This is a genomic window from Phycisphaera sp. (genome assembly GCA_025916675.1).
Taxonomy (GTDB): Bacteria; Planctomycetota; Phycisphaerae; order Phycisphaerales; family UBA1924; genus JAHCJI01.
The window spans coordinates 133,787-159,417 of record CP098402.1 but is presented as its reverse complement, the minus strand read 5'-3'; the positions used below and the strand labels follow the sequence as shown (position 1 = coordinate 159,417).

Annotated in this window: 21 protein-coding genes and 1 pseudogene; 10 read left to right on the top strand and 12 right to left on the bottom strand. The window is 65.7% G+C overall.

Annotation, left to right across the window (positions count from 1 at the left end; genetic code table 11):
* Positions 1–49 precede the first annotated feature (49 nt).
* Positions 50–1,546, top strand: coding sequence for an AAA family ATPase (locus tag NCW75_00665; protein UYV12815.1), 1,497 nt, complete (start codon positions 50–52; stop codon positions 1,544–1,546).
* A 46-nt stretch (positions 1,547–1,592) separates the two neighbouring features.
* Here NCW75_00665 and NCW75_00660 read toward each other — a convergent pair whose 3' ends face one another.
* The 3 genes from NCW75_00660 to NCW75_00650 all read right to left on the bottom strand — a co-directional run bounded on the left by NCW75_00660 (position 1,593) and on the right by NCW75_00650 (position 5,206).
* Entirely contained in the window at positions 1,593–2,099 is a 507-nt protein-coding gene (locus NCW75_00660; protein UYV12814.1) for a hypothetical protein, read from the bottom strand.
* Between the two features lie 97 nt (positions 2,100–2,196).
* Positions 2,197–3,951: an iron ABC transporter permease gene (locus NCW75_00655; GenBank protein UYV12813.1), complete on the bottom strand. Its 1,755-nt coding sequence runs from the start codon at positions 3,949–3,951 to the stop codon at positions 2,197–2,199.
* A 4-nt stretch (positions 3,952–3,955) separates the two neighbouring features.
* The gene (locus tag NCW75_00650; protein UYV12812.1) at positions 3,956–5,206 is read right to left on the bottom strand and encodes an insulinase family protein; all 1,251 of its coding nucleotides are present in this window, start codon (positions 5,204–5,206) and stop codon (positions 3,956–3,958) included.
* Between the two features lie 158 nt (positions 5,207–5,364).
* On the opposite strand from NCW75_00650, the gene NCW75_00645 reads away from it, so the two are divergent.
* From NCW75_00645 to NCW75_00620, 6 genes are all read left to right on the top strand, one after another.
* On the top strand, positions 5,365–6,150 hold the full coding sequence (locus NCW75_00645) for a hypothetical protein (protein UYV12811.1): 786 nt from the start codon (positions 5,365–5,367) through the stop codon (positions 6,148–6,150).
* Between the two features lie 592 nt (positions 6,151–6,742).
* A complete protein-coding gene (locus NCW75_00640; GenBank protein UYV12810.1) occupies positions 6,743–6,919 on the top strand; it encodes a hypothetical protein in 177 nt (58 codons plus the stop codon).
* A gap of 176 nt (positions 6,920–7,095) precedes the next feature.
* On the top strand, positions 7,096–7,497 hold the full coding sequence (locus NCW75_00635) for a hypothetical protein (protein ID UYV12809.1): 402 nt from the start codon (positions 7,096–7,098) through the stop codon (positions 7,495–7,497).
* A gap of 140 nt (positions 7,498–7,637) precedes the next feature.
* A complete protein-coding gene (locus NCW75_00630; GenBank protein ID UYV12808.1) occupies positions 7,638–8,279 on the top strand; it encodes a hypothetical protein in 642 nt (213 codons plus the stop codon).
* Positions 8,272–9,513 (top strand): amidohydrolase family protein, encoded by a 1,242-nt coding sequence (locus NCW75_00625; protein ID UYV12807.1) that lies wholly within the window; start codon positions 8,272–8,274, stop codon positions 9,511–9,513. The genes NCW75_00630 and NCW75_00625 overlap by 8 nt, the downstream gene beginning before the upstream one ends.
* Before the next feature lie 180 nt (positions 9,514–9,693).
* Positions 9,694–11,178: a catalase gene (locus NCW75_00620; protein ID UYV14206.1), complete on the top strand. Its 1,485-nt coding sequence runs from the start codon at positions 9,694–9,696 to the stop codon at positions 11,176–11,178.
* A 72-nt stretch (positions 11,179–11,250) separates the two neighbouring features.
* Here NCW75_00620 and NCW75_00615 read toward each other — a convergent pair whose 3' ends face one another.
* Complete coding sequence (locus NCW75_00615; GenBank protein UYV12806.1) at positions 11,251–12,432, bottom strand: hypothetical protein; 1,182 nt, start codon at positions 12,430–12,432, stop codon at positions 11,251–11,253.
* Between the two features lie 353 nt (positions 12,433–12,785).
* Positions 12,786–12,995: a hypothetical protein gene (locus NCW75_00610; GenBank protein UYV12805.1), complete on the bottom strand. Its 210-nt coding sequence runs from the start codon at positions 12,993–12,995 to the stop codon at positions 12,786–12,788.
* 7 nt (positions 12,996–13,002) lie between these two features.
* Between NCW75_00610 and NCW75_00605 the strand changes: the two are divergent.
* A pseudogene (locus NCW75_00605) lies at positions 13,003–15,213 on the top strand (excinuclease ABC subunit UvrB).
* Complete coding sequence (locus tag NCW75_00600) at positions 15,210–15,368, top strand: hypothetical protein (protein UYV12804.1); 159 nt, start codon at positions 15,210–15,212, stop codon at positions 15,366–15,368. Before NCW75_00605 ends, NCW75_00600 begins: the two are co-directional and overlap by 4 nt.
* Here NCW75_00600 and NCW75_00595 read toward each other — a convergent pair.
* Positions 15,349–16,314: an NAD(P)H-hydrate dehydratase gene (locus NCW75_00595; protein UYV12803.1), complete on the bottom strand. Its 966-nt coding sequence runs from the start codon at positions 16,312–16,314 to the stop codon at positions 15,349–15,351. The two genes, NCW75_00600 and NCW75_00595, sit on opposite strands and share 20 nt — an antisense overlap.
* Positions 16,311–17,738, bottom strand: coding sequence for a transglutaminase family protein (locus NCW75_00590; GenBank protein ID UYV12802.1), 1,428 nt, complete (start codon positions 17,736–17,738; stop codon positions 16,311–16,313). The genes NCW75_00595 and NCW75_00590 overlap by 4 nt, the downstream gene beginning before the upstream one ends.
* Before the next feature lie 81 nt (positions 17,739–17,819).
* Between NCW75_00590 and NCW75_00585 the strand changes: the two genes are divergently transcribed.
* Positions 17,820–18,635: a TatD family hydrolase gene (locus NCW75_00585; protein UYV12801.1), complete on the top strand. Its 816-nt coding sequence runs from the start codon at positions 17,820–17,822 to the stop codon at positions 18,633–18,635.
* A gap of 3 nt (positions 18,636–18,638) precedes the next feature.
* Here NCW75_00585 and NCW75_00580 read toward each other — a convergent pair whose 3' ends face one another.
* The 5 genes from NCW75_00580 to NCW75_00560 form a co-directional block, all read right to left on the bottom strand.
* Positions 18,639–19,133 (bottom strand): ferritin-like domain-containing protein, encoded by a 495-nt coding sequence (locus NCW75_00580; protein ID UYV12800.1) that lies wholly within the window; start codon positions 19,131–19,133, stop codon positions 18,639–18,641.
* 42 nt (positions 19,134–19,175) lie between these two features.
* On the bottom strand, positions 19,176–19,979 hold the full coding sequence (locus NCW75_00575) for a carbon-nitrogen hydrolase family protein (protein UYV12799.1): 804 nt from the start codon (positions 19,977–19,979) through the stop codon (positions 19,176–19,178).
* A 177-nt stretch (positions 19,980–20,156) separates the two neighbouring features.
* Positions 20,157–20,852 carry a hypothetical protein gene (locus tag NCW75_00570; protein UYV12798.1) on the bottom strand — a complete coding sequence of 232 codons (696 nt, stop codon included), beginning with the start codon at positions 20,850–20,852 and terminating at the stop codon, positions 20,157–20,159.
* 339 nt (positions 20,853–21,191) lie between these two features.
* Positions 21,192–22,166 (bottom strand): hypothetical protein, encoded by a 975-nt coding sequence (locus NCW75_00565; protein UYV12797.1) that lies wholly within the window; start codon positions 22,164–22,166, stop codon positions 21,192–21,194.
* A gap of 308 nt (positions 22,167–22,474) precedes the next feature.
* A complete protein-coding gene (locus tag NCW75_00560) occupies positions 22,475–25,030 on the bottom strand; it encodes an ATP-binding protein (protein ID UYV12796.1) in 2,556 nt (851 codons plus the stop codon).
* Positions 25,031–25,631: the final 601 nt, after the last annotated feature.

The window sequence follows — 25,631 nt, the reverse complement described above, 5'->3', positions numbered from 1 at the left end:
ATCGGGCCATATACGTACACGACGACCCGGCATGCTTATGCTGGGCGATATGGGCGAGAGCAACCTAGACCGGCTCCGGGGGCTGATGCGTGTTACCAGCCAGCCGGCGATCACCATCGCCACCGCTGAGGAGGTCTACGCCCTCGACCTCGTGCGGGATACCGCCGCCGACCAGGGCATGGTGTGCCACCGCTGGACGCTCACCGGCGGGTTGCAGGACGCGGCCGTTGAGGACGACGGCCGGGCGAGCGACACCGCGGCTCCCGAGAAGGCCCTGCGGCAGATCGCAGGCAATCGCCAGCCGGGCGTGTACGTGATGCTCGACCTGGGCCACCACATCGACGAGGTGAAGGTGGCTCGGGCGCTGCGCGAGGCTCTGTTTCGCGCCAACGAGCAGGCCCAGCTCATCGTGCTCATCGACCACGAGCGCATCAAGGAGCCGGTGCTCCGCCAGTACGCGGCCGAGTTCGAGATCATGCCGCCCGAGACCGACGAGATCGAACGGCTCGTGCGCACGCAGCTGCGCGCCCACCACCGCCACACTCCAATTGAAGTCGACGTCAAGCGCAGCGAGTGGGACGCGATGATTCGCAACTTGCGCGGGCTCACTCGCCGGCAGATCAAGAACATCGTGGCCGAGGTCGTCCGCGACGACCAGCGCTTCGACAGCGGCGACTTGCCCCGCATCGTCGCGCGCAAACGCGAGTACGTCCGGGCCGATGGCTTGCTCGAGTTCATCGAGGCCCCCGCGACCCTCGAAGACATCGGCGGGCTCAAGACGCTCAAGAGCTGGCTCTCCAGCCGGCTGCTGACCACCGAGGCCGAGGCCGAGGAGCACGGGCTCGACTCGCCCCGCGGCGTGCTGATGCTGGGCGTGCAGGGCGCGGGCAAGAGCCTGTGCGCCAAGGCCATCAGCGCCGCCTGGAAGCGGCCGCTGCTCCGGCTCGACCCCACGGCCCTGTACGACCGCTTCGTGGGCTCGAGCGAGAGCCGCCTGCGCGCCGCGCTGCACCAGGCCGAGCTCATGGCCCCGATCATCCTGTGGATCGACGAGATCGAGAAGGGCTTCGCCTCGATGGGCTCGGGCGGCACCGACGGCGGGCTCAGCCGACGCATGTTCGGCAGCCTGCTGACCTGGATGCAGGAGCACCGCGAGCCGGTGTTCATCGTGGCGACGGCCAACGACATCGAGAGCCTGCCGCCCGAGCTGATGCGCAAGGGCCGCTTCGACGAGATCTTCTTCGTCGACCTGCCGGGCGAGGACGGCCGCCGGGCGATCCTGGAGATCCACCTGCGCAAGCGGCGGCTGGACGCGGCCGACTTCGACCTGGACAAGCTCGTCAAGGCAACAGATGGCTTCAGCGGCGCCGAGATCGAGCAGGGCATCATCGCCGCGAGGCACGAGGCGTTCTCGCGGCGTGAGAAGGTCTCGACCGAGAGCCTGCTGGGCGTGCTCAAGGCCAGCCCACCGCTCAGTGTGACGATGGCCGAAAAAGTCGCCCAGCTACGCCAGTGGGCGCAGGGGCGATGCGTGATGGCGGACTAATTGAGAAGAGCCCGGGCTTGCGCCGGGGCCTCGTTCGGACGAGAACTCAGCCGTCGTCGCCCGTCTCGATCAGGTTGATCTCGAGCCAGCGCTGGGGGATGTCGTCGCCGCTGGGCGAGTGGTGCCAGCCCTCGAGCGTGCCGCGGACGAAGCGGAAGAACACCGGCTCGTCGTGGATGTGGCCAAAGTTGGAGCTCTCGAAGCGGTACACGCGACGGTCGCGGACCTCGTAGATGAGCACGTCGCCCGAGTCGTGCTTGCGTGAGCTGCGGAAGACGGCCTCGGGGAAGATCTTGCGGAACGCCTCCACGGTCGTGTCCGGCCCGAGCTTGCCAAGTCGCGCGTTCTCGGCCTGGCTGAAGCTGGGCACGTCAGCCTTGGAACGCACCACCGGGGCGCGGTCCTGCTGGGCCGAGGTGAGCGGCGCTTTGTCCTCGACGATGTACTCCTTCTTGCCGCCTCCGATCGAGAAGACGCAGCCCTGGGCGAGGAGCATTGCGCTCGCAAGGCAGGTGCCGATGAGCAGGCGGGTTCGCATGGTGTTCGGTCGCATCACTATCTTCCTTTTCCGTTGGGGAGGTCACGAGTTCGTCGTCCACTGGTATATGGGAAGTCGCTCAGGTTAGTTTCAGCAAACTTATCGAATCTGCTCAGACCCTGAAGATCGCCCCCATCTTCTTGCCCAGCAGGGCGCTCGCGCCCACCAGGGTCACGGTCAGCAGGGCCATGCCCCAGACGCCCATGGCGCTGGCGATGTAGGGGCCATCGCCCTGGCGGTTGCTGAAGGCATAGATCGCCCGGGTGATCGGCCAGTCGTCCTGCTTCTGGGCGAGAAGCAGGCTGTCGGAGACCTCCAGCATGCTGAAGGCGAACACGAGCAGCGCCCCGGCGATGATGTTGGCCACGATGAGCGGCAGCACCACGCTTCGGATCGCCCGCATCCGCGAGGCACCCAGGTTCAGGGCGGCCTCTTCCATCTCGCCGCTGGTCTGCTCGAGCCCCGCCACCACGGCGCGCACGATGTAGGGCAGCCGCCGCACCGCGTAGGCCAGCACGAGCAGGGGGATGGGGTTGGGATTCACGCCCACGACCGACACCACGCCATCGAGCGGCGCACCGAGCTCGGTGAATCCCAGATCGAGCGTGCCGCGGAAGGGCCACGCCAGGCTGACGGCGACGAAGCCGAAGGCCAGCACCAGCCCCGGCACGGCTAGCGGCAGCATGCATAGCGTGTCGAGCACGCTTCGCCCGACCGCCCGCGTGCGCACGATGAGGTAGCCCACCGTCACACCGATGGAGACGTTCAGCAGCACGGCCAGGGCCGAGTAGAACAGGCTGTTGGCGATCGAGCGGAAGGCGGCGTCGCTGCCCAGGGCCACGCCGAAGTGGGCCATCGTGAAGCTCTTGGGCAGCAGGCTCTGGTACCACTGGCCCACGCCGCTGAAGCTCATGAGGATGACGCCGACGTGCGGGGCGACAGCCAGGATCGTGACCACTAGGAACGCCGCCGCCGCCAGCCAGCCCTTGGCACCCTTGAGTGTCACCTCGCTACTGGCGCGCGTGGCGCGGGTACTCATGGCGTATCCCCGCCGGCCGAAGGCCAGCTTGCCCGCGGCGTACGCGAGGAGGGAAGCGGCCAGCAGCACGAACGTGAGCGCGTAGGGCCGGGCCGAGCCCTCGACCTCGCTGAGCCCGTAGAAGATCTGGACGGACGTCACGCGGTCGTAGTCGAACATGAGCGGCGTGCCCAGCTCGGTGAACGCCCAGATGAAAACGATCGTGCCGCCGGCGAACAGGCCCGGGCGGATGAGCGGCAGCGTGATTCTAGTGAAACGGCGCCACGGGCCCGCACCCAGGTTCTCGGCGGCCTCGTTCATTGCCGGGTCGAGATTGGCCAGGGCCGCGGTGGCGTTGAGGTACAGGATTGGATACAGGTGCAAGGCCTGCACGATGATGACGCCCAGGCCCTTGGCCTCGCCCATCACGTCCCAGTCGGTGCCCAGAAGGGTGTTGATCATGCCCTCACGGCCCATGATGGCGCGGAAGCCGATGGCGCCGACGAACGGCGGGAGAATCAGAGGCACCAGGATCATGGCGCTGAAGGCGCCCTTGAGCGGGAAGCGGTGGCGGGCGGCCAGCAACGCCAGGGGCACGGCGATGGCGGCGCTTAGAAGGGTCGTTCCGGTGGCGATCCACGACGCGTTGAACAGCCCCTCGCGCGTGACGGGGTCTCGGAACACGCGCAGGACGTGGGTCAGAGTCCATCCGCCGTCGCCGCTGGGATCGATCGCGAACCCGCCGCGGATGGTCAGGATGATCGGGTAGATGAGCGCCAGGCCCAGGAACGCGATGAGCAGCACGACCAGCGTCTGCTCGATGAGCCGGCGCAGGGCCAGGGCGTGCATGGGCTCAGGCCTCCGCCTTGACGGGCTGGTTATTCAGCGACTGGCCCAGCGTGAGCACGGTGGCGTTGCCGCGATCGAAGCTGGCCAGGTGCTCGCGCAGGGCGGGCAGCGTCACGGCGTCGATCTCGGCGACACGCTCCTCGAGCGTTCGGCAGCGAGCCAGCTTGCGGTAGTCGCTGGCCATTGCGCCCGCGCGGGCACCCGTCGATTCGCCGCCGAAGACGATGCGGGACTTCAGGCCCACGCGGGCCCGCTCGAACTCTTCCTCGGTGGGCCCGCCATCCGGCGTCGCCAGACGGTCGAGTTCGGCCTGGAGCACCTCGAGCGATTCGGCGGCCCGCTCGGGCGTGGTGCCCACGTACGCCGTCAGCCAGCCGGTCTCGCGTTCGGCCGTGTAGCCGGCGTGGACGGCGTAGCACAGCCCCCGCTTCTCGCGCACTTCGGTAAACAGCCGGCCCGACATGCCGCCGCTGAGCACCGCCGTGGCTAGGCGCTCGCACGCGGCCTCGGGCGTGCCATCGCGTGGGGCTTCGCGGATCACCATGACCTGGACCTGGGCACCATCGTCGTCGACATGGGCCCGGCCGCGCTGCGGCGTGCCGGTGGCCATGGGCTCGCTGGCGGTGCCCGTCCAGCCGTCGAGGGCCTTATTTAATGTCTCCTGGGCGAGTAGCGGATCGACATCGCCCGCGAGCGCGATGAGGCTGCCACCCGGCACGAACCCTGTGTTCAGGAACGCTTGGGCGGCGGCGTGGGTGCAGGCCTCGAGGCCCTCGCGCGTGCCGTAGGTCGAGCGGTTGAGCGGTGCAGGCAAGTGGCGCGCCATCGCCTCAACGCCGGCCCATTCCTGCGGATCGTCGGCGAGCGCGTCGAGTTCCTGCAGTGCGAGGCTCTTCGCGGGATCGAAGGCGTCCTTGTCCATGGACGGGCGCACGATCATGTCGGCCAGCAATGGGACCGCCTTGTCCAGGTCCTGGCCCACGAAGGTGGCGGCCAGGCGGCTGGTGCGCACGCCGGTGTCCAGGCTCCGGCTGACCCCGGCCGCGTCGAGCGCGTCGGCGTGCTGGCGGGAGTTGAGCCCGCCCGCGCCCCTCTGGACCATCTCGGCGACGATGCCGGCCAGCCCCAGCTTGCCCTCGGGCTCGGCGGCGGCACCGGCGGGTAGGGTCCAATTCAGGGCGCAGCTCTTCACGCCGGCCATGGGCTCGACCAGCAGCACCGCCCCGCATTCCAGTTCTCGGATCTCGATAGCCATAGGTGGGCGCAGTTTAGCGGACGCTGACGGGGCGGGCCGGACGCGGCAGGACCGGCACGATCATCGCGAAATTACCCAATCCTCGCGGACGCGGGCCAGCGAGCCACAAGAGAGGCGGGGCCAGGGCCGATCTCTTACTTATCTAGAAGAGGGTCGCGATGTCGAAGGAACGCTCCAACCTGCGCCGGATTGTGGACGTGGTCGCCCTGGGCCTGTGCCTGGTGGTGGTCACGCTCGTGGTGATCCAGCAGACCCGCAGCGAGTCGGTCGAGAGCGTAGTGGTACGCACCGAGCTGTCGCTTGCGCACTTTCACGAGGTCCTGAAGGTCCAAGCGACAACCAGTGGCGTGGCTGTCAACGGCCGCGGGTGGCCCAACACGATCGAGGGCCACTGGTTTGAAGACGACCCGCCCCGCAACCACCTGCTGACCGGCGATCGCCCCTGGGTGGAACTCGCGCCCGCCGAAGACGCCGACCGCGACCATCCAGCCGATCCCGTCGCGTTCGACATGGGCGGCCAGAAGGCCGCGAGCTTCTGGTACAACCCGTATCGGGGCGTGGTACGCGCAAGAGTTGCGCCCCAGATCAACGAGGATGAAACGCTCGCGTTGTACAATCGCGTGAACGGCGTGTTCCTGGCGACGCTGGCCCCCGAGGGCGGCCTGCGCAACGCCGAACAGGAACACGACGAAGCGGAGCGGCTGCGCGAGATCTCCGAGCGTGTGCGGCAGATGGCCGAGTCGACGGGTGCCGTCGCCGCGCCAGACAACGTGGTGAAGGTGCGTCGCGTCGATCCAGAGAGCGAAGCCCCCGCTATGCCCGAACCCGAAACCCGGCACCAGAGCGAGCCCGATCCGGTTGCAGAGCAGCCGGTGTCCGAAACAACCGATGACCCATCAAAGACCCCCGCCGATCCCGCGCAGGAGCCCCAAAAACCGCTCTAGGCGTGCTCTCAGGGCCCCTGGGGGGCCATTTGGGGTCAATGCCAGCGTTGTGCGTCGTGTCGTCCAACGCCCGGTTTCCGGTCGACGAGCCACTCCGCGGCGCGGTGGACGCCGCGCGCAACAGTGGCCCGGTGATTGGGGCTTGTGTGTTGGCTCGATCGTCTCATCGGCGCCGTCGAAACGGGCGAGATACTTGGTAACGGCACCCGCTGCGCGAACCGATGCGACGGCGTGTGGACCGAAGTGCGCGCCCCATATTGCGTGTTTTCGATCTGCTCGCGCAGCGCGCCGACGGTACCGTATGGGGTCTCAACCTTACCGGAACGGTGCCATTCAGTGATTGACGAACAAAAATTTTTGCATTTCGTGCAAGAAATTTTTCGGACCATCTGGATGCGTATGACGCACCCCGCGGACGTGTTGGGCACAACCAGAACCGATGCGTCGGCAGCCGGTCTCGCGAGCGCCTCCAGGTGTTCGCGCCCGAGCGTGGTCGTGCCCGCAAACGATGGTGCCGGGTGTGTGCGAGCGTGCTGGCTCGAGTCATGCACAGCGTGGAAATTCGAGAAATTTACGAGGAATTCGTGATTTTTTGATCGGCATCGAGCGCTTGCGCGCGCGGATGATCGCGATTGATGCGTGCCGTGGCAGCGAACTGATCGTCGAGCGAAGACAGCGTGACAACACGATCGCCAACGGTGCCCGACGCGCCCACGACCACGACGATGGGCGCGTGTTGCGCGGGGCGTCGTTGGTCGTTCGGGCGTGAGCGGGACTCGAAAAAAATGTGGACGAATCGGAAAGTTCTTGTAGACTACTCAAGCCGTATGGGTAACAGACCCGATACACGCTGCGCGCGCCCTTTGTCCGCGGAGATGCCCGGCCCGCAATTTTCGGCGCGTGTAGTGACAAGGCGAAGCCGGGCATCAGAGCAGGAGTTTGCTCATGGCGAAGAAAGCCGCAAGGAAGAAGGCCACCCGCAAGAAGGCGGCCAAGAAGACCACGCGTAAGAAATCGACCCGCAAGAAGGCCACTCGCAAGACCGCCGCCCGGAAGACTGGTGCCCGTAAGAAGGCCGCCAAGAAGACCACCCGGAAGAAGGCCACACGCAAGAAGGCGGCCAAGAAGACCACCCGGAAGAAGGCGACTCGCAAGAAGGCCGCCAAGAAGACCACCCGGAAGAAGGCCACACGCAAGAAGGCGACCCGCAAGAAGGCCGCTAAGAAGACCACCCGGAAGAAGGCAACCCGGAAGAAGGCCGCACGCAAGGCTGGTACCCGGAAGAAGGCCACACGCAAGAAGGCGACCCGGAAGAAGGCCACACGCCGCTCCACCGTCCGCCGGTGAGTTCAGGAGCGTCTTGAGTCCGCTCCGGCGGAGTCATCGAGACGTACATCCCAGTGATGCTTTGCGACGGTCCGGTTCACGCCGGATCGTCGCTTTTTGTTGGCGCACGCGCCGTGGCTCGCGTCGGGCAACAATCGCCCATGTCACAGGCGAACGTTGATGAATGCCGGCAAGCCCGCAGCCGGATGCTGGCCAACCTCGCGGGCGTGCTGGTGTGCGAGGCCGGGGCCGAGCCGTGCCGGCTGGTCGCGGCCGAGCGGGGCGGCTCGGTGACACTGCCGATGCACCGCGATCTGGACGAGGCGGGCCAATGGTCATTCGCCGCTCCGCAGGAACTGGACCCAGCGATTGAGCTGTGCCTCGAACCGGTTGATGGCTCTCAGGGCGACCTGCCCGAGCCCGACGAGATCGAGGCCGACCGCTGGCTGGCGTACCACGGCTCGACGCCGCCAAAGTGTCGGTTAGTGTCGCTTGCGATCTCGTTCGCTCGGTACGCCGGCGGCGATGGTCGGACGCGCGTGGCCGAGGAGGTGCTGACACCGAATCCGCTGCGGTCGGCGGTGCCCGCGCTGTGCAAGCTGCTGAATAGTGACAAGGCGAGGCTGGCCGAGGCGTGCGCTCGGCTGACCGGCGTGCGGCCCGAGTCGCCCGTCGCGGTCGGGGTGGACGACTCGGGCGTGCATGTCAAGGCGGCGTTCGACGTACTCCGGCTTGGGTTCGATGAACCGGCGATGGACGAGGCCGCGGCCCGGGCGGCGATCGGGGAGGTGCTGGATGGGTGAGCGGCCCACGAAATTGCGAGAAGCACATGGCCATGTGTTCGCGCACGGTCGTTCGCTCGAGATGGTCCAACTGGAACGGTGCACGACCGCCCAGGAAATGCTCGACGCGATCGCGGACGCGGCGGTAGGTTCGTCGCTCGTGCTTGCTCACGGTGCGCGGCCCGAGGCGTGGATCGAGCCGGGCTGGCCGACGCTCGAATTGCTCGACCAAGCCAGCCCCAAAGCAGCGGTCGCAGTGTGGTGCTTCGACTACCACGCGATGATGGTGAACTCGCACGCCATGCAGGCCGTGGGTATCGACGCCAGCAGTGCCGATCCCGAGGGTGGCCAGATCGGTCGGCTGGCCGATGGCAGGCTCTCGGGCGTTCTATACGAAGCGGCGGCCGGCATGGCCTGGAATCATCTGGAACCCCAGGGCATCGATACGGCCGTGCTCGAGAGTGCGATCTGGGACTTGGCCGAGCATGGCTTCGTCCGTATCCATGACATGAAAGCCCAAGTCGGGCTCGGCAGGGCACTGGCCGGGGTTTTGGGCAACAGCCCAGTGGAGTTTGTGCTGTATCCCCTCGTCCAAGACCTCCCCGAGACCCTCAAGACTCGCCACGACTGGCAATCCGACCAGATCCGCCTTGGCGGCGGCAAGATCTTCGTCGACGGCACGCTCAACTCGCGTACGGCCTGGATGCTCCACCCCTTCGCCGACGGGCGGAGCGAGCACCCGAGCGGCATGCAACTGATGAGCGACAAGGCGATCGAGGACGCCATCCGGCTGTGCGCGAGCGAGGGCGTGCAGCTGGCGGCCCACGCCATCGGCGATGCGGCGGTGCGGGCGGTGTTGGACGCGACGCAGCGGGCGAGGGTGCCGCGTGGCACGGTGCGCATCGAGCACGCCGAGGTGATCGACGAGGCGGACGTGCCACGGTTTGCCGAGCTTGGGGTCATCGCCAGCGTGCAGCCGTGCCACTTGCTGTATGACATCGAAGCGTTGCGGCGTGCGTGCCCCGATCGGCTGGAGCGCGTGCTGCCACTGCGCGAACTGATCGACAGTGGCATGACGCCGGGCCGCGACATCATGTTCGGCAGTGACACTCCCATCGTGCGGCCCGACCCGGAGGATTCGATCCTGGCGGCGACACACCGGGGGCGGGCGGGCATGCCCCGGGAGGAAGGCATCGCGCCGGGGCAGGCTATCTCTCAAAAAGAGGCGTGGGCGTGCTTCGACGCGGATGCCTGAAAGTAATTGTTTGCCCGGACGGCCGCATGCTCTTTGAGAACCATTCCAGCTTTGTATTAGAATGATTCTAATCTACGGCCATGACCACTCTCGGTAAAAAGCTCTGTAAAGAGGAGGCCCCAACCCATGACGACCCCCAAGAGCACCGACGGCAAGCACGGCCAGGGCAAGTGCCCGGTGATGACCACCGCGGACGGCAACCCCATCGGCATGCAGCAGGCGATGACCGCCGGCTCAAGGGGCCCGCTGCTGATGCAGGACGTGCAGTTGCTCGAGCAGATGCAGCACTTCAACCGCGAGCGCATCCCCGAGCGTTCGGTGCATGCCAAGGGCAGCGGGGCGTATGGCACGTTCACCGTCACCCACGACATCAGCAAGTGGACCAAGGCCGACTTCCTGAGCAAGGTGGGCAAGACCACCGAGGTCATCTCGCGGTTCAGCACAGTGGCGGGCGAGCGCGGGGCGGCCGACGCCGAACGTGACGTGCGTGGGTTCGCGCTGAAGTTCTACACCGACGAGGGCAACTGGGACATGGTGGGCAACAACACGCCCGTGTTCTTCGTGCGCGACCCGTACAAGTTCCAGAACTTCATCCACACCCAGAAGCGCGACCCCAAGACGAACCTGCGCGACATGGACATGCAGTGGGACTTCTGGAGCCTGTGCCCCGAGAGCCTGCACCAGGTGACCATCCTGTTCAGCGATCGCGGCCGGCCGGTGGGCTACCGCCACATGCACGGCTTCGGCAGCCACACGTACAGCTTCATCAACAAGGACGGCGAGAGGGTGTGGTGCAAGTTCCACTTCAAGAGCCAGCAGGGCTGCGAGAACCTGATGGACGAGGAGGGCGACGAGCTCATCGGCCAGGATCGCGAGAGCTCCCAGAAGGATCTCTTCGAGGCCATCAAGAAGGGCGACTACCCCAAGTGGACCATGAAGGTCCAGGCCATGACCCAGGGCGAGGCCGACGCCTGGGAGAAGAAGACCGGCTGGAACCCCTTCGACCTGACCAAGGTCTGGCCGCACGACGACTTCCCGCTGCACGAGGTGGGCGTGCTGGAACTCAACCGCAACGCCGAGAACTATCACGCCGAGATCGAGCAGGCCAGCTACAGCCCCAGCGCTCTGGTGCCGGGCATCGGCCCGAGCCCCGACAAGATGCTGCAAGCGCGGCTCATGAGCTACGCCGACGCCCACCGCTACCGCGTGGGTAACAACTACCACCAGTTGCCGGTCAACAAGCCCAGGTGCCCGGTCTTCAACAGCCAGCGCGACGGGCAGATGGCCACCGCCGAGAGCTACGGCAGCCGGCCGAACTACTGGCCGAGCAGCCGGCAGGGCATGCCCGACACCGAGCCGCAGTACAAGGACCCGGCTTGGGACCTGGGGCAGACGACCGTCGACCGCTTCGACAGCACCGTCGATCATGACGACTACACCCAGCCGGGCAACCTGTACCGGATGTTCGACGACGCCCACAAGGACCGTCTGGCGACGCGCATCGCCGGTGTGTTGGGGCAGGCCAGGAAGGAAGTGCAGATGCGGCAGCTCTGCCACTTCTTCCGCGCCGATGAGGATTACGGCAAGCGTGTGGCCGACAAGCTGGGCGTGAACCTCGACGAGATCATGCAGGCTGCTGGGAACGGCCAGGCCACCCACGCCTGACCCCCCACACACGACTCAACCCTTGCTCTCTCGGGCGGGCTCTGGCTTTCGGGTCGGGCCCGCCTTTCGTGTTTACGGGCAGCCGGCGTCGAAGGCGTTCTGGAAGGCCAGGAAGTCGAAGATCGTCAACTCGCCGTCGCCGTCGAAGTCGGCGATAGGGTCGCCCGTGTCGAAGAGGTTCTGGAACGCCAGGAAGTCGAAGATGGTCAGCGATCCGTCGCCGTCCAAGTCGGCGCGGCACGCCGCCATCGGCCTGGTCCACACATGCGCCGCTTGGGTAAACGTTCCTCGCGCCTGGCCCACGACGTAGAGCGTCTGGCCGTCGTGCCAGATATCCGTGGTGACCACGCGATCGAACCCATCGGGGATCGGCAGCGGTTCACGCGAGGCGGCGGTGCCGTTCCAGACGAGCGGCTGGTTGACCTCCACGCCCACCTGCCACCCATCGTGCATCGCGTAGATGACGCCCGGGCCCAGGTTCTCCCACGACTCGGCCGTGCCGCGCCACAGGGCCGCGTGCGACACGCCATCGATCCACACTTCGCCCCCCTGGATGCCCGCGTCGGCGGCATTGGCGGAGGACCGCGAGGCGCCGGCGGGGTGGAGGTCGACCCAGGAATCGGCGGTGCCCCGCCAGAGCCCCGCGCGCCGCGTCTCGTCGAACAACGCGCTACCGACCTGCACGCCGTCGTGAACGCCCAGGGCCAGCGACACCCGAGCGCCCGCGGGCATGAGATCGACCACCGAGGCCGCCGTGCCGGTCCACAGCGCGGCGCGCTCGGTGACCGGCTCGGTCCAGGTCCAGCCGACCTGCTGCCCGCCGTGGGTGGCAACCGCCGTGGAGTGCGAGATCCCGTGGCGATCCTGGGTGTGCAGGCTGACCCACGTGTCCGCCGACCCGCTCCACAGGCTCGCACGATTCTCATAGATCCCATAGAAAGATCGCAAGTAGTTCACTGACCCGACCTGCTGTCCCTCGTGCGCACCCAGGCACTGCGAGCCGTGCTGCAGCGACGGGGGCTGGAGGCTTACGAAAGAATCGGGCGTGTACTCGCTCCAGAACCCGGCCTCGCCGTTGCTGCCCACGGGAACGCCGCCGTCGATCCCATGCGCGGACGCGAAGGGCTCGCCGGGCACCTGCAAGTTGGTGTACTCCCATTGGCCGTACGCGACCGACGGCACGAGCGCCAGCGTTGCGATGCACGCCGCCGCGGCCATCGAACGGCCGCCGGCCCCGATCCTCGATCGTGCCATGCGAATCCTCGATCGTGTCATACCGATCCCCTTTTCTTGGCCCGGCCGGTGGTGCTCGGGGCGGCCCCCCACGGATGGCCGGGAGAAGCTTATCACGGATCCGCGGGCGACGCCCGGGGATCACCCCCACGACCCCCCGCCCCCCCACGACCCCCTCCACTCCACCAACCGGAGGCCGCGGCAGCCCGGCCGGGGGCGAGAAGGGCGTGCACCACGGCCGTGATCGCTCGAGGCAACACGGCGAGAGCGTGAAGGATCACAACCAAGCCGTGAAGGAACATGGCCAAAGCGTGAAGGGACATGGCAATGGCGTGAGGGAACACGACGAAGGCGTGAAGGAACATGGCAAGAGCTCAAGGGAACACGACCTCGGCCCACGCCTTCGTGACCGCCGGGCAGGTCTTGGTGGCCAACCCATAGGTTTTGGTGATGGCCGGCGTGGGTTCGCGGACCAGGATCGCAACTTCACGAACCAGAACCGCCGGTTCGAGGACGAGAACGCGGGTTCCCGGAACGCCCGGACGGTTCTCGGGCTTCCCGGTCGACTTCCTACCATCCAACATGCCCCCTCGCCCCTTCGAGATCGTCAGCCCGTTCCAGCCCATGGGCGACCAGCCCTCGGCGATCGAATCGCTCGTCAAGCGCCTCAACACGGGCGCGGATTCGGCCACGCTCCTGGGGGCGACGGGCACGGGCAAGACGTTCACGATGGCCAACGTCATCGAGCGGCTGGGCAAGCCCACGCTGATCATCAGCCACAACAAGACGCTGGCCGCCCAGCTCTACGAGGAGCTCAAGGAGTTCCTGCCGCACAACAGCGTGAACTACTTCGTGAGCTACTACGACTATTACCAGCCCGAGGCGTACATCCCCCAACGCGACATCTACATCGAGAAGGACGCCAGCCGAAACGACGACCTCGACCAGCTGCGCCTGGCGGCGACCAGCAACATCCTGAGCCGGCGCGACACGGTTGTCGTCGCCAGCGTGTCGTGCATCTTTGGCTTGGGCTCGCCCGAGGCGTACGGCGACAAGGTGCTTACGTTCAGCAAGGGCGGGCGTGTCGATCGGCGGCAGTTGTTCGCGTCGCTGACGGCGATGCAGTACAAGCGGAGCGATTACGAGTTTTCTCGCGGCCGCTTCCGGGCCCGTGGTGACGTGATCGAGGTGTGGCCGGCGTCCGAGCGGTTCGCCGTCCGGCTGGATTTGTTTGGTGATGAGCTGGACCGGCTGGAGCTGATCAATCCGACTTCTGGCGAAGTGCTCGCGGATGAGGAGACGTTCCACCTGTTCCCGGCCGTCCACTACGTGCTGCCCGAGGAGCAGCTCGGGAGCATCTGCGACGATATCTCCAGGGAGCTGGACTCGCGGGTGCTGGAACTGCGAGCCGAGGGCAAGCTGCTGGAAGCCCAGCGGCTGCTGGCCCGCACGAAGTACGACCTGGACCTGCTCAAGGAGACCGGGAGCTGCCCGGGCGTGGAAAACTACAGCCGGTTCTTCGATGGGCGCATGCCCGGCGAACGGCCGTTCACGCTGATGGACTACTTCGATTACGCGCCGCGGCCGGGCGAAGAAGGCGCGAAGATGATGCCGCGAGCCAAGAGTGACGACCAGCTTGTCCGGCGTGACGACGAGCGGCGGGCCAAACGCCCCAACATCGATGATTGGCTCGTGATCGTCGACGAGAGCCACGTGACGCTGCCGCAGGTGCGGGCGATGTTCAACGGCGATCGCATGCGCAAGGAGACGCTGGTGGACCACGGCTTCCGGCTGAGCAGCGCCCTGGACAACCGGCCGATGCGCTTCGAGGAATTCGAGCGGATGGCGCCCCAGCTCATGTTCGTGAGCGCGACGCCCGGGCCGTACGAGCTCGAGCGCACGGGCGGGGAGATCGCCGAGCAGGTGATCCGGCCGACGGGCCTGCTCGACCCCGGCGTGGAGGTCAAGCCCGCCGACGGGCAGGTGCCCGACTTGCTGGAAGAATGCAAGGCCACAGTCGCGCGCGGCGAGCGGGTGCTGGTGACGGCGCTCACCAAGCGGCTGTGCGAGGACCTGGCCAGCTACCTCGACCAGAACGGCCTGCGGACGCGGTACCTGCACAGCGACATCGAGACGCTCGAGCGGCTGGAGATCATCACCGACCTGCGCGAGGGCACGTTCGACGTGCTGGTGGGCGTCAACCTGCTGCGCGAGGGCCTCGACCTGCCCGAGGTGGCGCTCGTGGCGATCCTGGACGCCGACAAGGAGGGCTTCCTGCGCAGCCCGACGAGCCTGATCCAGCTCATGGGACGTGCGGCGCGGAACGTTAATGGCCGGGTGGTCATGTACGCCGACAAGGTCACGCCCGGCATGCAGCACGCGCTGGACGAGACCGACCGCCGCCGCGAGAAGCAGACGGCCTACAACGAGCAGATGGGCATCACGCCGGCGACGATCAAGAAGGAGATCCGCCGGGGCATCGAGATGCAACTGCGGGCCCGCAAGACGGCACGCGAGGCGGCGGGATCAGCCGAAGAGGCGTTCGACATCGCCGAGTTGCAGCGTGAGCTGGAGGCCGAGATGCTCGAGGCGGCCCAGTCGCTGGAGTTCGAGAAGGCGGCGCGATTGCGCGACCAGGCCCGCAAGCTCAAGGAGCGGCTGGCCCAGGGCGATACGGCTAAGGTGCGGCGGAGCGAGCTCGACGAGGGCAAGCAGAACAAGCGGCAGCGCCGGAGCAAGGCCGGCAAGCCGGGCACGCCGGGCAGCAAGCCGACGAAGCGAAAGAAGCGGACGAGCGGATGAAGACCAAAGAGAAGTTCAAGACCTACTTCACGGGCTTCGGGATCGGGCTGATCCTGGTTGGCTTCATCGTGTACGCCCGCTGGAAGCACGCGCAGGCGAACCCGCGCTTTCCGCCGCAGCAACAGCAGCAAGCCCCTATCCCCGCAACGCCGTAACCGCCTCGGGCAACTCGTCGGCCAGCTCGCCGGGCGTGAGCCCCGCGTCTGCGTGGTGCTTCTCGCGCCAGAGCCTGGCGGCGTGGGCATGGGCGACCACGGCGCAGCGGGAGATCTCGAAGAGCGTGAGGTGGCCGTCTTCGGGCATCAGCCTCGCGCGATCACCCAGCTTCGAGCGGGCGAGTTCGTGCGTGACGGGACGGGCGTGCTGGGCGATGAAGCCGCCGATGAGGCCGGCCAGCACATCGCCCGTGCCGCCGGTTGCAAGGGCAGAGTCGGCGGTGCCATCGCCCCAGGTCTGGATGCCGTCGCTCACGACGGTGCGGGCACCCTTGAGCACGACCACGCACCCCAATCGCTGGGCAAGTTGCTCGGCGGCCCGGGGGCGCTTGGCGTCGTCGGTCGCGTCGGTTTTCATGCCCAACGCCTTTGCCAGTCGCGCGAATTCACCGGGGTGGGGCGTGACGACGGCCGGGGCGTGGAAATCGAGGGCGAGCTGCGTCGTCTCGCTCAGCTCGTTGAGCGCGTCGGCGTCCACGACCACGGGCGTGAGCTGTTGCTGGACGGCGCGGAGCGCCAGGGCCGCTGGACCCGGCCCGCGACCAAGACCCGGGCCGATCACCACAACGCCGGCGTCCTCGAGTTCTTCGTCGAGCACGGCGACGGCGTCGCTGGCGATGATCGAGCCATCGGTGTTCGTCGGGAGTGCCTTTCCCGTGCAGTGGTCGGCCAGCGTCAACGCCTCGTTGAGCACACCCTCGGGGCACAGCAGCCGCACGAGGCCGGCCCCGGCACGACCGGCGGCTCGCGCCGTGAGCGCGGGGGCACCGATCATCCGGCTCTCGGCCAGCGCGCAGCCGCCCACGACGGCGACGCGGCCGAAAACGCCCTTGTGCCCGGTGTCCTTGCGGGCGGGCAAGCGCGGCGCGGGGAGGCTCTCACTCAACGGGTCGCCTCCACCTCGATCGAGATCGTGCCGAGGGTTGGAGCCAGGCCCTGCCACAGGTCGTTGGCGTTCGAGCCATCGGAGATCGAGAGCGCGATCTGCGTTACGTGTCGCGGGCGGAGGCGATGCGTGGCGTCGAGGTCGACCCAGTGCGAGCCTTCCTCTCCCTCGATCAACGCCTGCGTCCACACGTGGTACACGAACGCTGGCGGGGCGTTCCGACTGCCGGCCTCATAGCTCAGGCCCGCGACGAGCTTTGATGGGATCCGTTCAACACGCAGCAACGCCGCCAGCAATGTGGCATGCTCGGTGCAATCGCCCTCACGATCGCGAGCGACGGTCGCGGCGCTGGCCAACGCAATGTCCAGGTTCTTTCGGTTGATGTACCGATGCACGAAGGCCCGCAAGGTTTCGGCCTTTGCCCCGGGTGTCGCGGCCGGCGGCAGGCTCCTCGTGGCACGCTCGGCCAGTTGTATCACGAGCTCGTCCCCGACTTCCAACAGATCGGTGGCGGCGAGCAGCGCCTCGTGCTCCTCATCGGTCAGTTCCACGGTGTGGCCGGTCTCGCCCAATTCGACGGTGACCCGCACCGCGTCATCATCGATCCGCTCGGCGGTCTGCGGCCCGGTCGTGAGCGAGGGCGTATCGGCATTGCCTCGAAGAACGAATGCCGCCGAACGCAGCCGCTGGTAGCCCCGGATCGCACGAGAAGCCGAGACGCGGGTCGCGTCGATCAGGTCGGGTGGCTTGGCCAGCGCCCGGCGTGCGGCCGCCTCATCGCTCAGGCGGATCTCCTGCACCACCGCGCCGATCGAGGTCCGGGCACGCACCAGGTCGCCGTGGGCGTCGATCCACTCGTCGACCACGCGCTGCTCGTCGCCGCGGCGGGTCTCGAAGCGGACCGTCTCGAGCCCGTCGACGGCTTCTTCGCCGATGCGCTTGCGCAGGGTGGGCACGGGGTCGAGGCCGCTGAGCGGGTCCAGCACACGCGTGCTGATGCTCTTGTCGCCCTCGGCGATGTGCCGGGCCAGGTACGCCCGCTCGGCGTCGGGGCCGACATAGACACCCTGGGGTGATGGCAGTGTCTGGTTCTGGCCGTCGCGTTCGAGCGTGACGTCCTTGCCATCAAATCGCCATGCCGCCTCGTCGTCTTCGACGCCCTCGATCGAGCGGCGCATCGACAGCACGTTGCCGCCCCGGCGCTCGACGACCTCGCTGGTGAAGGCCGTCACGACGACCGAGCCCTGCCGCCCCACCGCCACGCGCATCGCGGTGATGGTAGTCACGGTCTCGCCCGCCTCGCGCCGCTCGATGGTCATCCAGCCGGCGGGCTGGCCCTGGAGCTCGACGACGTACCAGCGGGTGTCCGCCAGCACGGTCGCCACGCACAGCAGCACGCCCAGGATGGCAACAAAGCGTCGCATCGCCCAATCGTAGTGGCACCCGGCGTGGGTTGTCGGGCACGCTGGCGCTCTGTCGGGAACGCTGGCGCTCTACGGTTGCCCGTGATCGACACCCACTGCCACCTGACGTTCCCCGACTTCGAGAGCCGCGTGCCCGAGGAACTGGCCGAGGCCGCCCGCCACGGCGTATCCGGCTGCATCACCATCAGCACCACGCCAATCAACGCGCTGGACTGCCTCCGGCTCGCCACGACCTACCCCAACGTCTGGAGCAGCGCGGGCATCCACCCGCTGTACGCCGACCAGGGACCGTTCGACGCCACGCCGCTGCGGACCTGCATCGCCCACGAGCGGTGCGTGGCCTGGGGCGAGCTCGGGCTTGACAACCACTACAACGAGCCGACGCGAGCCCAGCAGGAGCCCGTGCTCCGCGACCAACTCGCCCTCATCCGCGAGATCGACACCCCGAAGAAGGGCACGGCCAGGCCCGGCGCGAACAAGCCCATCGTCGTCCACTGCCGCGAGGCGTTCGACGACCTCATCCCGATCCTGAAAGACAGCGGCATACCCGGCGAACGCTTCGTGTTCCACTGCTTCACGGCCGGCCCGGCCGAGGCCAAACAAGTCCTCGACTTCGGTGCCATGATCAGCTATACCGGCGTGGCGACGTACAACAACGCGAAGGAGGTGCTCGAGGCCGCCGTGCTGACGCCGGCGGACCGCCTCATGGTCGAGACCGACGCTCCCTACCTGAGCCCCCAGCGCGTGCGTGGGCAGCGGCCGTGCCGGCCTTGGATGGTCTCGCTGACCGCCAAGATCATCGCCGGGGCGCGGGGTGAGTCGTACGAGGATTTCGAGCGAGCAACCGACGCGAACGCGGAGCGGTTCTTCGGGATTCGCATCCCGAGCAATACCTGAGCGCTACGCGGTGCGGACCGCGAAGTTGAGGCGTTGCTCGGCGATCTGGGTCAGCGTGCGGTCGGCGTGGCCTTCCTCTTCCAGTGTCGTCGTCAGCACCTCGGCGTCGTCGTGCCGGCCGAGCTTGCTGGCGAACGCGCGGGCCACGCCGTAGGCGGCCATCTCGTAGTGCTCCACGCGCTGGCAGGCGGCGACGATCGCGGCGTTGCGCACGGCGTCGTCCTCGGTCTCGGCCAGCACGTCCTCGCCTTCCTTGATCAGGCCCTCGATGCCCTTGCACTTGTGGCCGCCGGGCTCGAAGTCGAGGTTCTGGAACAACCGCTCGATGCGCGCCAGGTGCTCCTGCGTCTCCTTGCGGTGGCTCTCGAGCGCCTTCTTGAGCTCATCATCGCTGGCGGCGCTGATCATCTTGGGCAAGGCGTCGAGGATCTGGCTCTCGGCGCTGTGCAGGTCCTTGAGCTCGTGGACGTAGAGCTTCTCGAGGCTGTCGATCTTCATAGCTGTATCTCCCTTGGTAAGAAATTCGTGGGGCGCGTGCGTTCACCCGCCCTGCGGCATCGCGGCGGTGGCCCGGGTATGGGTGAAGGACGCCGTGAGCATCTCTTCGGTGTTCCCCTTGGCCTTGCACAGCACCTTCTCGTGCGGGTGCGTGACCTGGCTCCGACCGCTCAGCACGCCGTCGGCCTTTTCGTCTCCGACCAAGCCGGCCGCGTTGCAGTACGCGAAGACTATGTCGTTCTCGAACGACCTCGCCACACACAGCGAATCTATGAGTTCGATTTCATCTTTTGCCACGCCCCGGCTCTGTTCCGCCCGCCGAGACAGCGACCAGTATGTTGGCGACACGACGAGCTCGGCCCCCAACCGCGACATCTCGGTGAACATCTCGGGGAACGCGATGTCCCAGCAGATCGTCAGGCCCACCATGCCGTGGGCCGTCGGGAACACCGAGACGGCCAGCCCCGGGGCGAGCGTCGCCTTCTCGGTTTCCCACAGGTTCACCTTCCTGTACACCCCCGCGACCGAGCCATCGGCGTTGATGTAGTGCGCCGCGTTGCAGAGCACCGGCCCGACCGCGCCCGCCTCGGTGACCGACCACGAGCCGGGCACGATGTCGATCTGGTGCTTGACCGCCAACGCCTGGAAATACGCGAGATACTCCGGAGCGTGCTGCACGTACAGCGTCTGGCCCTCGAGCGGCCCGGTGACGGCGTCTTCGGGGAAGACAACCAATTGGGCGCCGGCCTTGGCCGCCTTCGCGACGAACTCGGCCATATTGGCAAGATTCGCCGGCGGGTCGTTGGGGATGACGTTCAGTTGCACGAGGGCGATCGAGAGTTTCATGGTGGCTCACTGGGGGTGGGTGCGTTCCGGACGAACACGCATGATAGCTCCGACGGTTTCCCGGCTTTGCCGCGTGAAGCGTCGTTCATCCCAATGAGTTTCTCGCGAGCGCGCGAGAACGCCCGCGCGGGCATCGGGCCCCGCGCGGGCGTTCGGCACACCAATCGTGTTGGGGGCTCAGGCGGCCTCGGTCTCGATCGCCCCGGCGGCCATGGGCCCGCCCGCGCTGCCCTGGTTGCCGAAGTTGGTCACCGAGGGCTCGCTCCACTCGCTGGCCACACCGTTGCTCAGCGTCGTGCGCACGCGGTAGAGGACCTGCCGCAGGCCCACCGGCACGGCCTCGTCGATGAAGCTCTTCTTGCCGATGGTGGCCAACGGCGTCCACGAGCCGAACTCGCCGCTCAGCAGCACGGTCTGCCGCTGCACGTCGAAGGTCGCGCCGCCGCCGGTGGTGACGGTGAAGGCGACCTCGATGGTGCCGTCGGTGCGCACGCGGGTGCTCACGTCCTCGGGCTGGGGCGCGTCGCTGCGCGGCGTCGGCGGGGCGGGCGGGTCGATGTGGGCCCGCTGGTACACGTCCGGGTCGCCGCTCTCCTTGGCGTAGCCCTCGACGATGTCGATGAGCCCGCCCAGCTTGGTGCGCAGGCCGGCGAAGGCGTTGCGCTTGCCGGTGCTCGCCGCTTTCGCGGCGCTGGCGCTGGTCGTCTGGCTGGTCTTGGCGTCCTGAGCACTCGTGAGGCTCGTGCCCAGGCTGGCAACCTGCTCGGCGCTCAGGCCGATGTCGGGCGGCGTGCCCTGCCCGCCGCTCCACACGGCGAAGAGGTTGGCGGCGTACTGGAGGAGTTCGGCGTCCTTGATCGGTTTTCTGGGCATTGGATCGTCCCTGATCGGTGGACGCCAGCACGAATCGCGACGCCCTCGGTGCCCGCCGCGCCCGCGGGACCTTCCGGCGGGCAAGCGGCGGCTGTCGAGGATTGCATCGGGGGGATCGGGGGGCGACTTCAGTCGGAGGCAAGATTTTTTTGAAAAAGAAACTTTGCGGCGGGTTCGGATGTGCGGGCGATTCCGCCGGAGGAGGCGGAGGAGGATGGGTGAGGGCGGGGGCGTCTGACCCGCTCCCCCGCTCCCAGCGGGGGAGCTGTCGAGGTCTTCCGAGACTGAGGGGGTCTTCAGATTAGTCAGGGAGCGGTCGCGGGGGTTGGACGCAATGCATCACGCGATGGGCTTCGAGAATGCCAAGACCACTTCGCGCCGCATCCGCCCCTCGATCGCGGAATCCGCGCCCTTCTTAGGTGGTGGCAGATACCGGCGGTTGGCAGGCAAGGCCCGAGACTTCTTGTCGTCAAGGACGAGCCCGTGCATTTGCGCCACGGCTTCCACGATGGCCGAGTTGCGTACGAATGTCCCCCGCACGGTCGAGTCGCCGACCACATACACCGCGCGCCCGTCCGCTCTTAATACGCGAGATACCTCGGACAAAGCGCCGCCCATGTCGAGGACGTAGCGTGACAGCAGTCCCGAATCGCGGCTTGAGAGCTTTGACTTTAGTCCCAACTGCATGATGAGCGACTGAACCCACGGCGATGCCATAGCTACCTGGGATGATGCTTCAGCGCCAACACTATCACCGCGAATCATTCGCAACTCGTCAACGTTGTAGCCCATCCATACAAGTGAGAACTTGCTGCATCGCATGTAGTCAATGGCGTTGAGATACGGCGGCGATGTCAATACCAGATCGATCGACTTTGACTCAATCTGTAATTTCCGTGCGTCGCCGTGCTTGACAACGGCCCTCGGTCCAATTCGGCCAGAACCAGACTTCGGGCAGTTTGAGATTACGGCGTCGACTGCTGCGATGAACCGGTTGAAGGGTTTGACCGGTGCTGTCGCAAACTTTTTGTGAGGCCGACTATGCGACAGATCCATCGCCAGCGAAGCGCCCGCACTCTTGGTAATGATGAGGCGCGAGAAGCCGCACCAGAGGACGTCACGAGTCGTCTCATCACGGACACGACTGATTGCAATAGAGAGGGCCGCTAGCTGGACGCGCGCGTAGTCGTCGAACCAATAGCGGATAAACTTGCGGGTCTCGCTATCGCTGCCTGTTGGGTAGGCCGAACCGGAGGATAGCGTGCGACAGGCGTGCTTCGCGCGAGCCAAGACCTCCGTCGCCTTCTGGTTCACGCGGTGCGGATCAACCGTTCGAGTCCAAACCCCAGATAGCAAGACGGCAAGGGGGTCAAGGTCCATACCGATTGCCCTATGCCCCTTCGATCGCGCGACGGCCAGAACCGTGCCCGACCCCGCCATAGGATCAAGCACCCGGAGCGGAGTTTGGCTCTCGCCCAGCGCATCAAGGGCGATACCCGGAGCCATTCGCGCGGGAAAGGGATGGATTGGGTTTCGCCCAAGTGTCTCGAAGATGGTCTGATTGTGTGACTTCAACATACAATAATTGGCTCATTAAGCGTACGTGATGCTTGGCTCTAAGATCAGTCTTTATCGACAATATGAGCCTTCGTAGCCGACTCAATGGCAGCCAAAACATTTTCCGGGCTCTGATTGAGCTCGACGGTCCGCTGGTTAGCGCTTATCTCTCCGCCTGTCATCGTTGCCATTCCCTTGCAAAGTTCAATAAGCTCATCGTTGGTACGCACCTTGTACGACGGCTTGTCCTTTCCCAGCGCAACTCGTAGAGCGCCGTACTCAACTGCCGCCATCTCGTAGTCCTTCTGTAACCCGTGGATCGCGTTGACAACCTGGGCATACGGCGGTATCTCCACGGGTTCCTCCTCCACGCTATCGACCCACGCTTTGCACTCCTCGGGTAGGCTGCACGTCTGGAGCATCTCACGGATACGCGCCAAGCCGAGGCGTTTAACTGGGCGAAGTTGGACCAAGCGCGCAAGATCTTCGATGTGAATCGCCGTTATAGTCCGTGGCTCACCCTTCGCTGCAGAGTTCTCCCTGTCGGCCTTGATTTCCTTGGCCAGGGCACTTTCGTTGCCAGGAGTGTGACTAAACGCAGGAGCTACGACCATCGCATGTTCGCACTGGGCCTCGTCACGATGCCTCGCGATTGCGGAGGGACTGAACGCTCTCGTCTTTAGTCGGGCACCTTCCTTTTGCTTGCTCTTGGCCTCCAGCGTCACGGCGTATCGCCTTGGTTGATTGCTGCCATCCGCCGCAAGCGGCGCCTTAGCCACCCCGTCGGGCTTACCATTGCCCCCAACTCGCGTTGCCTCGAACCCGAGACTGCGAAACGCTTCGACTACCTCAATTTCAAGCCTGTTAACGTCGTTTTTAGCATTGCGGAGACTATTCGCGACGGTCAAAGCTGTGCGTCGGCCGGAATCTTGGGCTACGAACCGGAGGAGTTGGTCTCGGGCGGACATAACGTCGTCAATTTGATACTGATCAAAGCCTGTTTGATATAGCTGAGCCTCCAGCAATACCTCCGACAAAGCAAAGACCTCAAGCGGAAGCCCGCTGGTCTTACTTGTAAACTCGTCGAAGTACGCCCCTACAAATGGATGCAGGCCATTGATTCTCAGCCGTCCCGTGACAGCGTCATACACGGCTATCCCATCATCGGTCGTTGCGTCATACGAAAAATCGATGCCTGCGACAAACCCATCGCTGGAACTAGCCCGCTCTTCCAATCGCTCGACTAGCGTGTTTCGCTCAGCCTCAGTAGTTGCCGCAGGCACAGCTACGTACCGCGACATTATATTGCCTTCGAGAGCCGCTCGTACGATCTCAACAATGGGCCGGCGTAATATGCTCGCCGGGCTGCCAGCTAGTTTACGGGATAGCTTGGTGCTGGGGTCTTCCTTCTCGTCATGAGAATCCACTGCCTTGCGGACATGATTGAAGATTGCTCGAAGTATGTTTCGAGCGTCTTCAAGAACTGGTCCTTCTCGAATTTTTTCCCGATCAGACTGCAGGAATGCATCCAAGCCATCCATATGCACGACCACACGCATGCGACCAAAGGTGCCATGTCGCAGTTCGTCTGGTTTGATGCCAAAGTGGCCATCGGTGACATTTATTAGCCGGCCGAGGACGTAGACGAAGAAGCCGTTACTTCGCCCTAAGTCGTCTGATTTGCCACCGAGTATGTCTTTGTACGCTTCCGCATATCCCCATATCCGACCCAACGGCCCATACACGAGGGCATAGCGATCAATGGCACCTGCGGGCTTGTCTTCATCGAACTCGGCCTCCACGGTGTCAGGCGCAGGCTTTGGCAACTTGGTGATGTCTTTCCCCAGTACCCATCGCTTAATCCTCCCTTTACCTGCCTTGCTCGCAGTCAGTTTGTTGCCATTCAAGTAGATGCTAAAATCATCACGGAGCGGCAAAGCGGTTCGCAACACCCACTCAAGCACGCCTGGGCGAATCTCGTGGACCTTGTCCTTCAGATCCGAGAGAATCGCGAAGGTCCAAGATTTTGACGACGCCTTTCCAAACAGCTTCAGACCGGTCTTCTTGAACGACGCCGTATTTGTCCACGGCTTGAGCGCGGCCTGTGCTTCAGCAACTGACAGCTCTCGTAGGGCTATCCTTACCGGCGTTTTAGGTTCAACACCATCTTCAACGCGCTTGTCGATCTTGCTGTAATCCAGTGAAGTTGAGTAGTACTTACCGTCCTTCTTGCTGATGTGTGAATAGCGGGAAGCTAGGACGTATGTGGCGAGCTTTCCGATACCAAATTTGCCGATTTGCTGGCGACCCTGAGGTAGCTTGGAGAGGTCTCGTTTGTCGCTAATGCCAATGAGCCAATGTCGTTTGAGGCCTTCGTCGTCCATCCCCTCCCCATCGTCGAGAACGCCGATCGTGGCACCCTGCTCATGGAGGTCCGCAGGCATAAAAACGGCGACCCGTAGCGCACCAGCGTCAAAGGAGTTGGCGACTAGTTCTTCCACCGCTTTATTCGGGCTGGCGTACAAGCCCTCGGAGAACAGCGAAACGATCTTGTAGCTTAACCGTACGTCAATGTCTGACGTCTTCGTCCCGGCGGTGGCAAAGGCTGGTTCTTGCGCCATAGGTGTGTCAGTCCGTTCTCGGGAGAGTTTGGCAGTGGTCCGTTCGTGGTCGACACAGGGGTTGGAGGACGTATGGCGGGCTCCGACCATCGCCAGCGTATGCGGGTGGGATCGAGAAATACTCCTCGCCCTGTAGCATTGCCCTGCCCCCCCGCGTCACCGCGGGGGTTCGTCGGAGCCCGCGAAGCGGAATCCAATTCAGAAGACCGCAGCCGCCAGCACGAACACCACCACGCTTCCCACGCCCATCACCACGGCGGCCAGCAGCATCATTTGAATGCAGCCCGAGCAGCCGATCTTGTCGTTGGGGTCGGGTTTGCGGTGGAGTTGCATGGGGGAGGGTAGTGGAAAAGCAGGACCCCCTCACCCCAGCCCTCTCCCCGGGGACGGGGAGAGGGAGGCAAGCCCCCCTCCGGCCTCGCTTCGCGTCGGCCACCTCCCCCGCCGGGGGCGGGGGAGGAAACCAAGACCCCCTCAGTCTCGGAAGACCTCGACCCAACCCCCCACGGAGTGGCCCGCTGGGAGCGGGAATAAGCCCCGCCGCCGGCCCTCGCCCTCCCCAACCACGCGTGCGACGGCCGGCCCAAGGCCCGCGATGGGC